Here is a 13,826-nt window from a genome sequence, read left to right as displayed (position 1 = left end):
TCTTTCTTTTGTAAACTGCATCGCGGCTCTCATTCACAAATGCTGCCGTTGACGACCGCAAGGGCATCTTCCAATAGCTGTGAAATTTCATCCGTAGTCAGCGTTTTAGCGTGCGCATGCACACGCGGGAATCCTGCGGCACGTGCCAGCAATACATGCCTGTCCAGTACAGGCTTGTCTTGCGAACTCACCCAGATGAGTATGGGTAGGGTTTGCCGGGTTCTGTGTGCCAACGCACCCTGGGCAACGACGAACTGAGCGCCACCCATATTCGGCATGTTGATGTCGCAAAAAATCACGTCAACCGGCTGGCGTGCCAGCACCGCCATCGCCTCGAGGCCGTCATTCGCACCGACGACCGAACGACATCCCAATCGATGCAGCAGCCCGGAGAGAAGTTTTCTTTGCAGTGGATGATCTTCGACAACCAGAATAGGCAGATCGGCGACGTCTTTCATCATTTGCCCCGGCATTTTCAATGCTTGTTACTTTGCAGCGGGGAACTGAGGATGTATGTAGGAAATCTCTGAATTTGGATGCTGATCGCCCATGACGATGCTGCTGGTGAAAGCCGTCCGACAGATGGCCGTAATGACATGGATAAGCGTTTAGCCTTGCGGAGGGTAATGCTTGGTGGGAATGGTCAGGTATTTTCCATGACGCAATACGGCGCCGGGTGTACTGCGCTAACTTCATGGCGCGGAAAAAAAGTCTGAGATGCTTACGCATGTCAGACTCGTTCAGGATTTTCCGGCCGAGATGATCTTCAGCCGGAATAGTCGGATTTGATCAGTTGCCGCGCCGCATCATGTCGAAGAATTCGAGATTGGTCTTGGTCGACTTGATCTTGTCGAGGATGAACTCCATCGCTTCGATTTCGTCCATGCTGTAGAGCAGCTTGCGCAAGACCCAGATTTTTTGCAGCTGGTCTGGCTTGATCAGCAACTCTTCGCGACGGGTGCCGGATTTGTTCAGGTTGATCGCCGGATAGACGCGCTTTTCTGCAAGGCGGCGTTCCAGGTGGACTTCCATGTTGCCGGTCCCCTTGAATTCTTCATAGATCACGTCATCCATGCGGCTGCCGGTTTCGATCAGCGCGGTGGCGATGATGGTCAGCGAACCGCCTTCTTCGATGTTACGGGCCGCGCCGAAGAAGCGTTTAGGACGTTGCAGTGCATTCGCATCGACACCACCGGTCAAGACCTTGCCGGAGGCCGGGATCACGGTGTTGTAGGCGCGCGCCAGACGGGTGATCGAGTCCAGCAGGATCACGACGTCCTTTTTCATTTCGACCAGGCGCTTGGCTTTTTCCAGCACCATTTCGGCGACCTGGACGTGGCGGGTGGCTGGTTCATCGAAGGTCGATGCAACCACTTCACCGCGCACCGAGCGCTGCATTTCGGTCACTTCTTCAGGACGTTCGTCAATCAGCAGGACGATCATCACGGTGTCAGGGTGGTTGGTTGTAATCGCATGCGCAATGTGTTGCAGCATGACCGATTTACCCGATTTCGGCGATGCTACCAGCAGACCGCGCTGGCCTTTGCCGATAGGCGCGATCATATCGATGATGCGGCCGGTGATGTTTTCTTCGCCGCGCATGTCGCGTTCCAGCGGCAGCGGTTTGTTCGGGTGCAGCGGCGTCAGATTTTCAAACAGAATGCGGTGTTTCGACGCTTCCGGTGATTCACCGTTGACCTTGTCGACTTTGACCAGTGCGAAATAGCGTTCGCCGTCTTTCGGGGTGCGGACTTCACCTTCAATCGAGTCGCCGGTATGCAGATTGAAACGGCGGATTTGCGAAGGTGAGATATAAATGTCGTCGGTGGACGCCATGTAACTGGCGTCGGGCGAGCGCAGGAAGCCAAAGCCATCCGGCAGGACTTCAAGAGCGCCATCGCCAAAAATCTGTTCTCCTGATTTCGCGCGTTTTTTCAGGATCGCGAACATCAGTTCCTGTTTGCGCAAGCGCGCGGCGTTGTCGATGTCGAGGCCGATTGCCATTTCTAGCAGGGCGGAGACGTGTAGCGCCTTTAATTCAGATAAATGCATAGTATGTGAGTGTCCCGGGGTGGGAATTGTCTGGTGGGGGAGGGGACTGCGTGGTGTGAGTATCTTACTTGTAAGGTGTCATCTATAAATTACAAGCAGCGGTGCGGGGCGCACCGCCGCGATTGCTCGCAGTTTACATCAAACTGCGATCAAATATTGCTATCGATGAACGAGGTCAGCTGGCCTTTGGCCAGAGCGCCGACTTTTTGTGCGGCGGCAACGCCGTTTTTGAACAGGATCAGCGTCGGGATGCCGCGGATACCGAACTTGGCAGGCACTGCCTGGTTGGCATCGACGTCCATCTTGGCGATCAGGATCTTGCCATCGTATTCTTTGGCGACTTCTTCCAGAATCGGTGCAATCATTTTGCAGGGACCACACCATTCGGCCCAGAAATCGACCAATACCGGTTTGTCTGATTTAAGTACATCTGCTTCGAAAGATGCGTCGGTAATATGTTTAATGTTTTCGCTCATGGTTTCCTCGAATTGAGGGAAAAAGAATTAATGTGTGCCAAGACAACTTATCCATTCACCTTGGTGGCCGTCTGCGGCGGGTCCCTATTCTAATAAATAAGTGGGGATGCCGTACGAGACTTCAAGTTTTGTGGGTGTTATAAGAGGTATTGCGGCGGGATGTTCGCTAAATCATAACCGATTTTAATTAAATGTGGAGATTGCGTTCTTATTTTTTACTTATTTCCTATGGATGCTCGCATAAAATGCGGAGTAACTGTTGCAAAAAGGAGTTGAGCTGTCTAGCTTGGACTGACAGCCATCTTCATCCGCACCCCCTACTTTGTGAGTCCCATGCTGCGTAAGCCCCTATTGATTTCCCCTTCCAGCGCGTTTTGGCCGGAAGCGGCACGTGCTTTGTTGAGCGCCAGCCATGAAAGCGGCGGCGCCAGCCAGCGCGATCTCTCCGGCTGGCGGGTGGTGGTGCCGGCGTTTGTGCATGCGCATTTGCTGAAAGCGGCGTTGGCGACCGAGTTGCCCGGTGTGTTGATACCGCCACGGATCAACACCTTGTCGGCATTGCTGCAAACCTTGCCGCCGGCGCCGAATGCGCCTGCCGCCGGCAGCGAACGTCTGATGCGCCTGTATTCCGAATTACGCCAGCATGCGTGGCTGAAAAAAATATTCAGCGCGCGCCGGAATACCGATTTGCTGCCGCTGGCGCAAACCCTGTTGGCCTTATCGGATGAGTTGACGCAGGCCTTGCTGCCCTCGATACGCGCTGCCAGCGACGTCGATCAGCGCTGGGAAACGGCGCTCGAACAACTGACACCGAGCGCCCGTCAGTTACTTTCCGACGAGACGCAACTGGTCTGGTCGATCTGGAAAAGTCAGCTGGACGGCGACGACGCGATGGCTCTGCGTTTCGATCAAATGCTGCAGTTTGCCGAGCAGGCCGATTCGCCGCTGGCATGGATCAGTTCGGTCGAGCCGGAGCCGATGGAGCATGCTTTCCTGCAAGCCTACGCCAGGCGCCAACCGGTATTGCAGATCACGCTGGACTGGCGCGCTGCAACCATCGGATCGGCGTATGCGACGGCATGGCCGGAGTTGCTCGACGCTATCGCCGATGGTGCAGAGGCCGCCCGTCCGGCGCCGCTCGACGATTTGTTCGCCGCAGCCGAGTTCAACGTCGCGCTGCCGCCGGGCATCGCCCTGTGTCCGGCGCACAGCGTCGAAGATGAAGCGGTGCAGGGTGCGCAGACCATACTGGACTGGCTGCAGGCCGGTAAAACCCGGCTGGCGATTGTGGCCCAGGATCGGGTCGTGGCGCGCCGGATACGCGCCTTGCTGGAGCGCGCGCAAGTACACGTGGCCGACGAGACCGGCTGGAAATTGTCGACCACGCGGGCCGCTTCTGCGATTGCCGCCTGGTTTGACGTAGTCACGCAGCGCGGCGAAACGACGGCCTTGCTCGATTTGCTGAAATCGCCTTTTATGCTGGCTGACCTGCCGCATAAATCAGCGCAGGTGATGGCGATTGAAATCGCCCTGCGCCGTGCCAATGTGCTGGGTGAATGGGGCAGCGTCATCAATGCGCTGGCCGATGCGCCGCTGGAGCAAAAAACCGTGTCCATGCTGGCGCAACAGGCCGGCGTATACGCTGGCCGCAAAACCCTGCGCGCATGGATCGATACCGGCAGCGCGCTGGAGACACTAGGTGTCGCAAGTGCCTTGAGCGCCGATCCTGCCGGCCAGCAGATTTTGCAGATGCTGCAAAATATTGCCAGCGAAGGCAGCGAGAGTGCCGAAGCCGCGGCCCTCTTCTCGTTCCCGGAATGGCGTGCGCTGGTGAACCTGCAACTGGATGACACCAGCTGCATCAGTTCCGCCAGCGACCGCCGGGTGGTGATGCTGCCGCTGAACGGTGCTCGCTTGCGCAGCTTCGACGCAGTCCTGCTGGTAGGCGCCGATGCCAGTCATTTACCTTCGCAGCCACAAGAGACACTGTTCTTTGCGAATACCGTGCGGCGTGAGCTCGGTCTGGCCACCCGAGAGAGTCGCCAGCGTCAGCAGATGCGCGATCTGGCGGAGTTGCTGGCGATGAATCCCGCCGTGGTGTTGTCATGGCAGGCGCACCAGGATGGCGAGCCGAATCCGGTCAGCCCATGGATTGAACGCCTGCAACTGACGCTGGCGCGCGCCGGCGCAGCCGCGTTGCCACGGCATCGCGCCGTCATTGCGGAACGGCGTTTGCAGCCGCTGCCGGCAGCGATGCCGGCGCCGATTGCCGGTGAGCTGCGGCCACTGCGCCTTTCGGCTAGCGCTTACAACAGCTTCGTTGCCTGCCCCTATCAATTTTTTGCCAGGCGCATGCTGGGTCTGGCGTCCCTCGACGAGCTTTCCGATTTGCCGGAAAAGCGCGATTACGGCGGTTGGCTGCATCAGATTCTGGAGACCTATCACGAAGCCATCCGCGATCAAGGTCTCGGCAATACGCAGGAGCAGCGGGTCGCGCTGCTGGCCGATATTTCGAAACAGTTATTCGACAAGATCATTGCCAAAAATGCGGCAGCGCTCGGCTACTACGCGCGCTGGCAGAAAGTGATTTCTGCGTATGTGGCATGGGCCAACGAGCGCGAAGCGCAAGGCTGGCATTTCGTGTTCGGCGAACAGGCCTACGAAAAACAGCTGGCGCTGCCAGGCGGCGCAATCACGCTGCACGGCCGGGTCGACCGGATTGACGAAAACGATGCCGGTGAACGCGCAGTGCTGGATTACAAGTCGAGCAGCCTGCTGGCGTTGAACAAGAAACTGAAAGATCACGAAGATCATCAACTGGCCTTTTACGGTCTGTTATCGGACCTGCCGGTCGATGCCGCCCATTACGTCGCGCTCGAAACCATCAAGGACAAAATCGGCGACGTTAGCGCCCCGGACTATGCGCAGGCGCAGACCATACTGGAAGAACAGATCAGGAACAATATGCAGGCGATTTCAGACGGTGCGCCATTGCCGGCGAATGGCATCGAGTCGGTCTGCCAGTACTGCGATGTACGCGGCCTGTGCCGCAAGGGAGCGTGGTGATGAGTGAAGCAAACAATGCGCAAGTACAAACCGGTGCGCCGGTGGCAGCAATCGCGCCGCATCCCTACCAGATGAACGGTGCAGCGGTCGAAGCGCAGCGCTTCACCAACGCCGCCTGCGATCCGCGGCATTCGGTGGTGGTCGAGGCCTGCGCCGGTAGCGGCAAGACCTGGCTGCTGGTGGCGCGCATGTTGCGCCTGTTGCTGGCAGGTGCCGCACCGTCGGAATTGCTGGCGATTACTTTCACCCGCAAGGCGGCGCAGGAAATGCGCGAGCGCTTGCTGGAATTGCTGCACGATCTGGCATTGCAGCCAGACGGGGAGATACGCAACTTGCTGCTGGAGCGCGGCATCCCGCCGCAGGAGCTGGCGCAGGTGATGCCGCTCGCACGTGGCTTGTATGAGCGGGTTTTATCCAGTCCGCAAAGCCTGTCTATCGACACTTTCCATAGCTGGTTCGCGCGGCTGTTGCAAATTGCGCCGTTGAACTCCGGCGTGCCGCACGGCTACGCGTTGACCGACAAAACCGGCGAATTGCTGGCGGATGCGTACCGGCGCTTCATGCAGTCCTTGAACGACAAGGAGAATGCCGAGCTCAAGCAAACGCTGCTCACCTTGTATCAACTGGTCGGCGATGCCAATGCGCGCAAGTTGCTGAGTGCCTTCGTCAACAAGCGTGCCGAATGGTGGGCCAGCAGCAGCCCGCCGCAGGATGTGGAAACGCCGCTGCACTGGCTGAGCGAGCTGTGCGGGGCCGACGCCGAGAGCGATGCCCGCTTGTCGCTGTGGGACGATGCGCAACTGGTAGCCAGGATACAGAATATTGCGTGGTTGCTGGGCCAGGGTACGGCGACCAATCAAAAGCGCGCCACGGCGATTGAGACCGGTTTGAGCGCAGGTCCCGGATTGGAAAACTTTGACGCACTATGTCATCAGTTTTTCGACGATAACGGTAAACCGCGCGGGAATACTAAAACCAACGATTTGAAAAAAGCGCTGGAAAACAGCCTCGGTGCGGATGGCGTCAGCGCTTTCGATGATGCATTTTCCGAGGTCGGCGCAGCGCTCAAACTGTTGCGCCGCCGGAGTTGCGAGCGTGACGTACTGGCGCTGAACCGGGCATTGTTCGTGGCCGGGAATGCGTATGTGGAAATCTATCAGGCGATCAAGGCTGAGCAGCGCGTCTTCGATTTTGCCGATCTGGAATGGCAAGCCTATCGGCTGTTGACCAATCCCGACAGCGCGGCCTATGTGCAAAGTCGGCTGGACACGCGCTACAAGCACATCTTGCTGGACGAATTTCAGGATACCAATCCGCTGCAATGGAGTATCGTGCGCGCCTGGTTGAATGCCTATGGCGATGATGCCGGTCAGCCCAGCGTGTTCGTGGTGGGAGATCCCAAGCAATCGATTTACCGTTTCAGACGCGCCGAACCGCGCGTGTTCGTGGCCGCGCGCGACATGTTGCAACGGCGGGGTGCGACGGTGTTGCAAGCGAATCAGACCCGGCGCAATGCGACGGCGATCATCGATGTGCTGAATACCAGTTTTTATGCCAACCCACTATTTTCGGCACAAACCACGCTGGGCGAAGTCGGCGGTGCGGTGTGGCGTTTGCCACTGATTCAACCATCCTCCGCCGAATCGCCGGAGCAAGCCGAAGCGCAGCAAGGTTTGCGCAATCCGCTGATCACGCCACGTGAAGAATCCGAGGATGCGAGGCGGCGTGATGAAGGACTGAGCGTGGCGCGGGCGTTAATCGCGGCACGCCGGCAAGTGCAGATCAAGCATGGCGGCGGCAGCCGCAACCTGCGCTGGTCGGACGTCATGCTGCTGGTCAAGAAGCGCACCCATCTGGGGGCTTACGAGAACGCCTTACGCCACGCCGGCATTCCGTTCATGTCGGATCGGCGCGGCGGTTTGCTGGAATCGCTGGAGATTTCCGACCTGATCGCCTTGCTGACATTTCTGATTACGCCGGACGATGGGCGCGCCCTGGCGCATGTGTTGAAGTCGCCGATTTTTGCCGCCACCGATGCCGATCTGATCGCACTGGCGCAGCGTAGCGAGCGTGGCTGGTGGCCGCGTTTGCAGGCCGCGCTGCAGGACCGGATGGCGCCGGCTTCCGCCGCATTGCAGCGCGCTGCGCAGTTGCTGGCGCATTGGCTGGAGGTGTCGCCGCGCTTGTCGGTGCACGATTTGCTGGATGTGATTCTGCATCAGGGTCAGTTGGTGGCGCGCTATGCGCAGGCGGCGACGCCGCTGACGCGCAGCCAGACGATAGGCAACATCGAGGCCTTTGTCGAGCTGGCGCTGAATATGGACGCCGGGCGTTATCCGAGCTTGCCGAAGTTTATTGATGCGTTGCGCGTGCTGCAAAATACGGCCGAAAGCGATGCCCCGGATGAGGCCAGTATCGATGCCTCGGCCGATGCCGTGCGGATACTGACGGTGCATAGCGCCAAAGGGTTGGAGGCGCCGGTGGTCGTGCTGCTGGACGCGAATCATAGCGACCCGGCACGCGATGACATCGGGATCTTGTGCGACTGGCCGCAAGACGCCGAAGCGCCGGTGCATTTTTCAGCATTTGGCCGTGCCGCCGAACGTGGCGCGGCGCGCGATCCCTTGTTTGCTGCGGAGGAAGGGTTCAAGGCGCAGGAAGACTGGAACTTGCTGTATGTCGCTACCACCCGCGCCAAGCAGTTGCTGATCATTAGCGGTGTTGCCGCTGCGCGTAGCAGTTCGGCTGGCGGCGTGACAGAGGGAAGCTGGTATGCACGCCTGGAATCTGTGCCGGAAATGTTGCCGGACGCGAGTGTAGCGGAGGCCGCTGTCGCCGGCGCTGATGCAGCGCTTGATCCGAGCTTTGTTTTGCCGGTATTTGATCCGGCACCGTTGCCGCCGGCGCTCGCCATGTTGCAGCAGGCTGCAATAGAGGATGAAGACGCGGCGTTGCCGATACCGTTCAGCAATGACGCAATCGACGAGGGCATCGCCTTGCACGCCTTGCTGGAAAGATTAACCCAACATGGGCACTGGCCTATCCACGTGCCGGATGCCGCCACCATTGCACGCTGGTTGCCGTGTACGCCTGAGTTGGCGCAAATCGTGCGACAACAGGCGCAGACCATACTGGCGCAACCGTCGCTCGCGCCCTTCTTCAATCCGGCGTTGCATGTTGCCGCCCGCAATGAAATGGAAGTGATGGCAGACGTTCTGTTGCGCTTTGATCGGGTCGTGATGTTCGAGCATGAAGTCTGGATACTGGATTACAAGCGGCAGTTGCTGGATAGCGAGCGCGCCGGATACCAGGCGCAGTTGACCGGCTATCGGGCCGCCGCCGAACAAGTCTTTGTCGGCAAGACGCTGAAGACAGCCGTGATCACCACCGATGGCGGATTGTGGGAAATGGGATGATGGAGGACCTTGCCGACCTGCGTCAGGTCGGCAAGGTGAGAGACAGGCTCCAGCCTTGCCGCACCGTTTAGTGGCGGCCGGGTGCAGCGTATTTGCGTTCCAGACGCGACACCAGTGTTGCCAGGCAAATCGTCATGGTGAAATACACCGCCGAGATCGTAATGTACGGCTCCCAATAGCGCGAGTAAGCGCCAGCTACCGTGCGTGCCGCATATGCCAGTTCGGCCAGGCCGATGGCGGAGACCAGCGACGAATCCTTGAGCAAGGTGATGGCTTCGTTACCCAGCGGCGGCAGCATGCGGCGAAATGCCTGTGGCAGCACCACATACCGCATGGTTGCCCGGTAACCCATTCCCAGGCTGGATGCGGCGTAGGTTTGACCGCGGTCTATCGACTGGATACCGGCACGGAAAATTTCCGAAATGTAAGCGCCTGCATTCAGCGACAGCGCGACCACGCCGGAAATGAACGCGCCGTAGTCCTGCTTGATGTGGCGTGCCAGATCGCCGGAAATCAGCAGGCCATTGTCCTGATGAATCAGGAGCGGCATGACGGCGAAGTGAATCAGCAGAATTTGCACGAACAGCGGGGTACCCCGGAAAAAGGCAACGTAGAAACTTGCCAGCGCCTTGACTGCACGGAATGGCCATTTCCATGGCCCGTGCTTGACATCGGCAACCCGCAACATGCCCAGAAAGAGGCCGAGTATGGTGCCGATGATGATGCTGATCACAGCAACCTGCAGCGTCATGAAGAAGCCTTTGACGAACAGTGGCGCGTAGCCTTGGATGATGCTCCAGCGGAAATCCATATTTTGTTAAGAAGAAACGGTACGACGGGATGAATAAAAAATGCGTAACCCTTGGTAGCCTGTGGGTTACGCATTTTGGCGCGTAAAAATTAGGCGAAAATTATACCGTACTCATGGGCCGGGACCCAGATCCGCGTGGGCTTTTGATGCTCTTCGACTATGTTTTTGCGGCCGCAAAATATTTCGCGTAAATCTTGTCCGCAGTGCCATCGGTCTTGATAGCGGCCAATGCCTTGTTGAGTTTTTCCAGCAATTCCGTATTGCCTTTTCTCACGGCAATGCCGTAATACTCTTTCGGGAAAGATGGATCGGTGATGATCTTGAAACTCTTGGCGGCGTTGTTTTTGACGTAATTGACGACCACGCCATTATCCCCGACCACCGCATCGACACCGCCGCCTTCAAGTTCCTGAAATGCCAATGGCATGGATTCGAAGCGCTTGACGTTGGGGTTGTTTTTTCCAACCAGTTGTTGCGACGCTTCATCGCCGGTAGTCGCGCTTTGGACGCCGATTTTCAGGGCCTTCAGGTCGGCGAATTTAGCAACCTTGGAGTTCAGCGGTACGGCGATCAACTGATTCGCTTCAAAGTACGGATCGGTAAAGTCGACCGTTTGTTTGCGTTGGTCGGTGATGGTGATGCTGGAAATCAGAATGTCGCGATCGCCTTGTGCCAGCGCGTTGAAAATGCCGTCGAACGGGGTATTCTCCACTTTGATTTTGATGCCGGCACGCTCAGCCACTGCGTTGATGATATCGATCTCAAAACCGACCGCTTGTTTCTGTTCGTTCATCGACGAGAATGGTGCGTAAGCGGCGTCGGTGCCAACGACATATTCAGCGTGAATGGCAGATGCAGAGGAGGATGCCGGTTCGGCCGGCTTAGGAGCGCTCTTGCCGCAAGCGACCAAGGCGGCGCACACGCAGGTCAGCGCCAGCATGGACAGGATGTTTTTTTTCATGTGATCTTTCCTGAAAAGAATTCTGATGTTCGGAACGGTTTGATTCAACCCAATGGATTGACGATGTCTGCCTTATGCACGGCCTGGTTCACCAAGCCCTTCGTTTCAGCGCGGACAAAGCCGGCGCTTGTCTCCAGGAAATCAACGAAGGTAAACGGATTACCATTGGCAGCGACAAACAGTTCACCATAAGTACGCACAAAATTGGTGAACACCGGGCCGTGAACATGCTCAAAAAAGGCGTCGGGGGTGCGGTACGTTTCGTAAAACAATATCGACAGAGGATCAACCGGCGGTAAAGACTGTAAACGACGATCCCGTAAGAATGGCTTATGGATCAGGTAGGTCAGGGTGTCTGGTTCGTTCCGGCACACATCGATTGCCAGTTGGTTCAGCGCCTGGTCGGCGGCTTCTTCGCAGCCCGGTTTTATGAACCAGGTGGAAGTAAGGCTGACAGCAGCTGCATTCACGTTATTCATGATGCTCCTTTTGTTTTTCCTGGAACGCGCGTTGTACACACATTCATTGCCCGGAATTATCTCTGTGTGAAGGCCGCCATGTGCATCCACTTGAGCGGCCAACAGGATCCCATATTGCTATGCAATCGGTCTTCGTTACTTCGCTTCGTCGGCAAAGTACTTGCTGTAGATTTTCTGGTAAGTACCATCAGCCTTGACCGCGGCCAGGCCTTGATTCACCTTGGCTAGCAAGGCTGCATTGCCTTTTTTGACGGCGATGCCGTAGTACTCTTTTGGAAAATCCGGATCGGAAATGAAGTGGAATCCCAGCGCTGCGTTATTTTTGACGTAATTTTTTACCGGGCCGGTATCCAGGACCACCGCATCAACACCACCGCCTTCCAGTTCTTTCAGTGCCAGCGTTGCCGATTCCAGGCGTTTGATTTTTGGATTGCTTTTTCCCAGCAGTTTTTGTACCGTTTCATCACCGGTGGTGGCGCTTTGCACGCCGACGGTCAGCGTTTTCAAATCAGTGAATTTGGTGACTTTAGAGTCTTTGGGTATCACGATCAATTGGGTCGATTCGTAATACGGCTCGGAAAAGTCGACCGTTTGTTTGCGTTCGTCGGTAATCGTAATGGCGGAAGCCAGCAGGTCACGATCGCCTTGCGCGAGGAAATTGAAAATGCCTTCGAATGGCGTGTTGACGAATTTGACCTTGAAGCCGGCTTTGTCTGCGATCGCATTCATCAGGTCGACATCGAAGCCAACGATTTCTTTTTGTTCGTTCTGGAATTCAAACGGTGCAAAGGTTGCCTCTGCGCCGACTACGTATTCGGTTTGCGCGGCTGCGGATGCTGCGGCGGTATTAGCTTCTTTAGTGTCGTGTTTGCCGCATGCAGCCAATAGAACAGCACTCGATACTACGCATACCAAGGCTTTCGATAATCTTTTCATTAAACTTCTCCTGTAGGTCCGCCATCAGTGCGGACCGATAAATAATCAAATTAAGCGTCCAATTTTTGGATAGTATTGCTTTCTTATCCGGATTGCCACGCAGCATTATATGCAGGGACGCGCCTTGACAGCTGTTTTTATAGCAGCGTTCGGCTTATGCAGGACAGATTGCATCGGCTAGAATCAACTTCGAAGCTGCTTTTACACATGTTCGGTTTACCGTAAAACAAGAGCCACCCCGGCTGGAGACGCTGTAATGAATCAAAACGATGGTGGGCCATTGCGCATGGCAACACAGGCCGAGTCGCCAGCAGCGAAATTATTGCTGGTCGATGCCGAGGTTAACGATAACGACCAGATCACCGGCGCTGCAACTGGCACTGCGGTCGGCTCTGCGCAATCACGGTTGTTATTGGTGCTGGGCATATTTCTGGTCGGCGTCAATTTGCGGCCGGCATTGTCGAGCCTGGCGCCAATACTTGACACCGTGCGCGCGAGTACCGGCATGTCATCGGCCGCAGCCGGGGTGCTGACTACCTTGCCGGTCTTGTGTTTTGGCGTGTTTGCGCCGCTGGCTCCCGGCCTGGCGCGGTTGTGGTCGGCAGAGCGGGCAATTTTATTGGGTTTGTTATTGCTGGCGGCCGGGATAACTTTGCGCGTGTTTTTCGGCGTGCCGGGATTGTTCGCCGGGACCTTGTTGGCTGGCGCCAGCATCGGTGTGGTGATGGTGCTGTTGCCGGGGATTATCAAGCGCGATTTTCCGCGCCAGGCGGGTTTGATGACGGGACTGTATACCATGGCCTTATGCCTCGGGGCGGCAGTGGCGTCCGGTATTACGGTGCCGATCAAAGAACTGGCGGGCGGTGACTGGCGTCCGGCATTGGCGTTCTGGCTGCTGCCGACCTTGCTTGCCGCCGCGTTTTGGTGGCCGCAACTTTCGCATGTCGGCGGCGCACCCCGGCGCCAGCAGCGCTACCGCGTGAGCGGTGTCTGGCGCAGCAGGCTGGCGTGGCAAGTGACGCTGTACCTGGGCTTGCAGTCATCGCTGGCGTACTGCGTATTCGGCTGGTTGCCGACGATTTTAATTGCGCGCGGCATGACGCCACTGGATGCCGGTCTGCTCATGTCGCTGTCCATTACGGTGCAACTGGTCACGGCCTTCGGCGGGCCGTGGCTGGCGACCCGGACGCGCGACCAACGCTTCTTGATTGTGCTGGCGCTCGCGTTTACCTTGGCTGGCATGATGGGGTGCCTGTTCGGCAGCCTTGGCGGCACGCTCGCGAGTGGTGAGTTAGGCGCGGTCTGGGTGTGGGCCGCGATACTTGGGTTGGGGCAGGGTGCGACATTTAGCATTGCCCTGATGCTGATCGTGTTGCGCGCCTCCGATCCCCATGTCGCCGCTTCCTTGTCGGGTATGGCGCAAGGTGTCGGTTACAGCATCGCGGCGCTGGGGCCGCTCGCGGTCGGCATTCTGCACGACATCAGCGGCGGCTGGACCAGTACTGCGATTCTGTTTGTATTGGTCGCGCTAGCGGCGCTGATTGCGGGGCTGGGCGCAGGTCGGCATGGTGTCGTTGAGGCGAGGGTGGAACGGCAGGCAGCGCCGCTATAGGTCGCATGCCTGCTCGT

Annotated in this window: 10 protein-coding genes; 3 read left to right on the top strand and 7 right to left on the bottom strand. The window is 57.4% G+C overall.

The genetic code is table 11. The features are described 5' to 3' along the window. Positions 1-29: 29 nt before the first annotated feature. The 3 genes from AC3CHX_RS23290 to trxA form a co-directional block, all read right to left on the bottom strand. Entirely contained in the window at positions 30-473 is a 444-nt protein-coding gene (locus AC3CHX_RS23290; RefSeq protein WP_488630352.1) for a response regulator, read from the bottom strand. A gap of 316 nt (positions 474-789) precedes the next feature. Then, the gene (rho, locus tag AC3CHX_RS23285) at positions 790-2,052 is read right to left on the bottom strand and encodes a transcription termination factor Rho (protein WP_108440853.1); all 1,263 of its coding nucleotides are present in this window, start codon (positions 2,050-2,052) and stop codon (positions 790-792) included. A 149-nt stretch (positions 2,053-2,201) separates the two neighbouring features. Beyond that, complete coding sequence (trxA, locus tag AC3CHX_RS23280) at positions 2,202-2,528, bottom strand: thioredoxin TrxA (protein ID WP_108440852.1); 327 nt, start codon at positions 2,526-2,528, stop codon at positions 2,202-2,204. Positions 2,529-2,861: 333 nt separating this feature from the next. Between trxA and AC3CHX_RS23275 the strand changes: the two genes are divergently transcribed. Next, positions 2,862-5,594 (top strand): PD-(D/E)XK nuclease family protein, encoded by a 2,733-nt coding sequence (locus tag AC3CHX_RS23275; RefSeq protein ID WP_488630351.1) that lies wholly within the window; start codon positions 2,862-2,864, stop codon positions 5,592-5,594. Continuing rightward, positions 5,594-9,010 carry a UvrD-helicase domain-containing protein gene (locus AC3CHX_RS23270; protein ID WP_488630350.1) on the top strand — a complete coding sequence of 1,139 codons (3,417 nt, stop codon included), beginning with the start codon at positions 5,594-5,596 and terminating at the stop codon, positions 9,008-9,010. The genes AC3CHX_RS23275 and AC3CHX_RS23270 overlap by 1 nt, the downstream gene beginning before the upstream one ends. 67 nt (positions 9,011-9,077) lie before the next feature. Here AC3CHX_RS23270 and AC3CHX_RS23265 read toward each other — a convergent pair whose 3' ends face one another. From AC3CHX_RS23265 to AC3CHX_RS23250, 4 genes are all read right to left on the bottom strand, one after another. Further along, positions 9,078-9,821 (bottom strand): amino acid ABC transporter permease, encoded by a 744-nt coding sequence (locus AC3CHX_RS23265; protein WP_488630349.1) that lies wholly within the window; start codon positions 9,819-9,821, stop codon positions 9,078-9,080. Positions 9,822-9,978: 157 nt separating this feature from the next. After that, entirely contained in the window at positions 9,979-10,782 is an 804-nt protein-coding gene (locus tag AC3CHX_RS23260; protein ID WP_488630348.1) for a basic amino acid ABC transporter substrate-binding protein, read from the bottom strand. A gap of 44 nt (positions 10,783-10,826) precedes the next feature. Next, positions 10,827-11,261 (bottom strand): putative quinol monooxygenase, encoded by a 435-nt coding sequence (locus AC3CHX_RS23255; protein WP_488630347.1) that lies wholly within the window; start codon positions 11,259-11,261, stop codon positions 10,827-10,829. Between the two features lie 135 nt (positions 11,262-11,396). Continuing rightward, positions 11,397-12,197: a basic amino acid ABC transporter substrate-binding protein gene (locus AC3CHX_RS23250; RefSeq protein ID WP_488630346.1), complete on the bottom strand. Its 801-nt coding sequence runs from the start codon at positions 12,195-12,197 to the stop codon at positions 11,397-11,399. Positions 12,198-12,453: 256 nt separating this feature from the next. Here AC3CHX_RS23250 and AC3CHX_RS23245 point away from each other — a divergent pair, with 256 nt between their 5' ends. Next, entirely contained in the window at positions 12,454-13,809 is a 1,356-nt protein-coding gene (locus AC3CHX_RS23245; protein WP_488630345.1) for a CynX/NimT family MFS transporter, read from the top strand. The last annotated feature ends 17 nt before the right edge of the window (positions 13,810-13,826 follow it).

The sequence above is a fragment of the Glaciimonas sp. OK215 genome (genome assembly GCF_057787885.1).
Note: the sequence above shows the minus strand (reverse complement) of the source record. Positions and strands in the feature narration are given on the sequence as shown.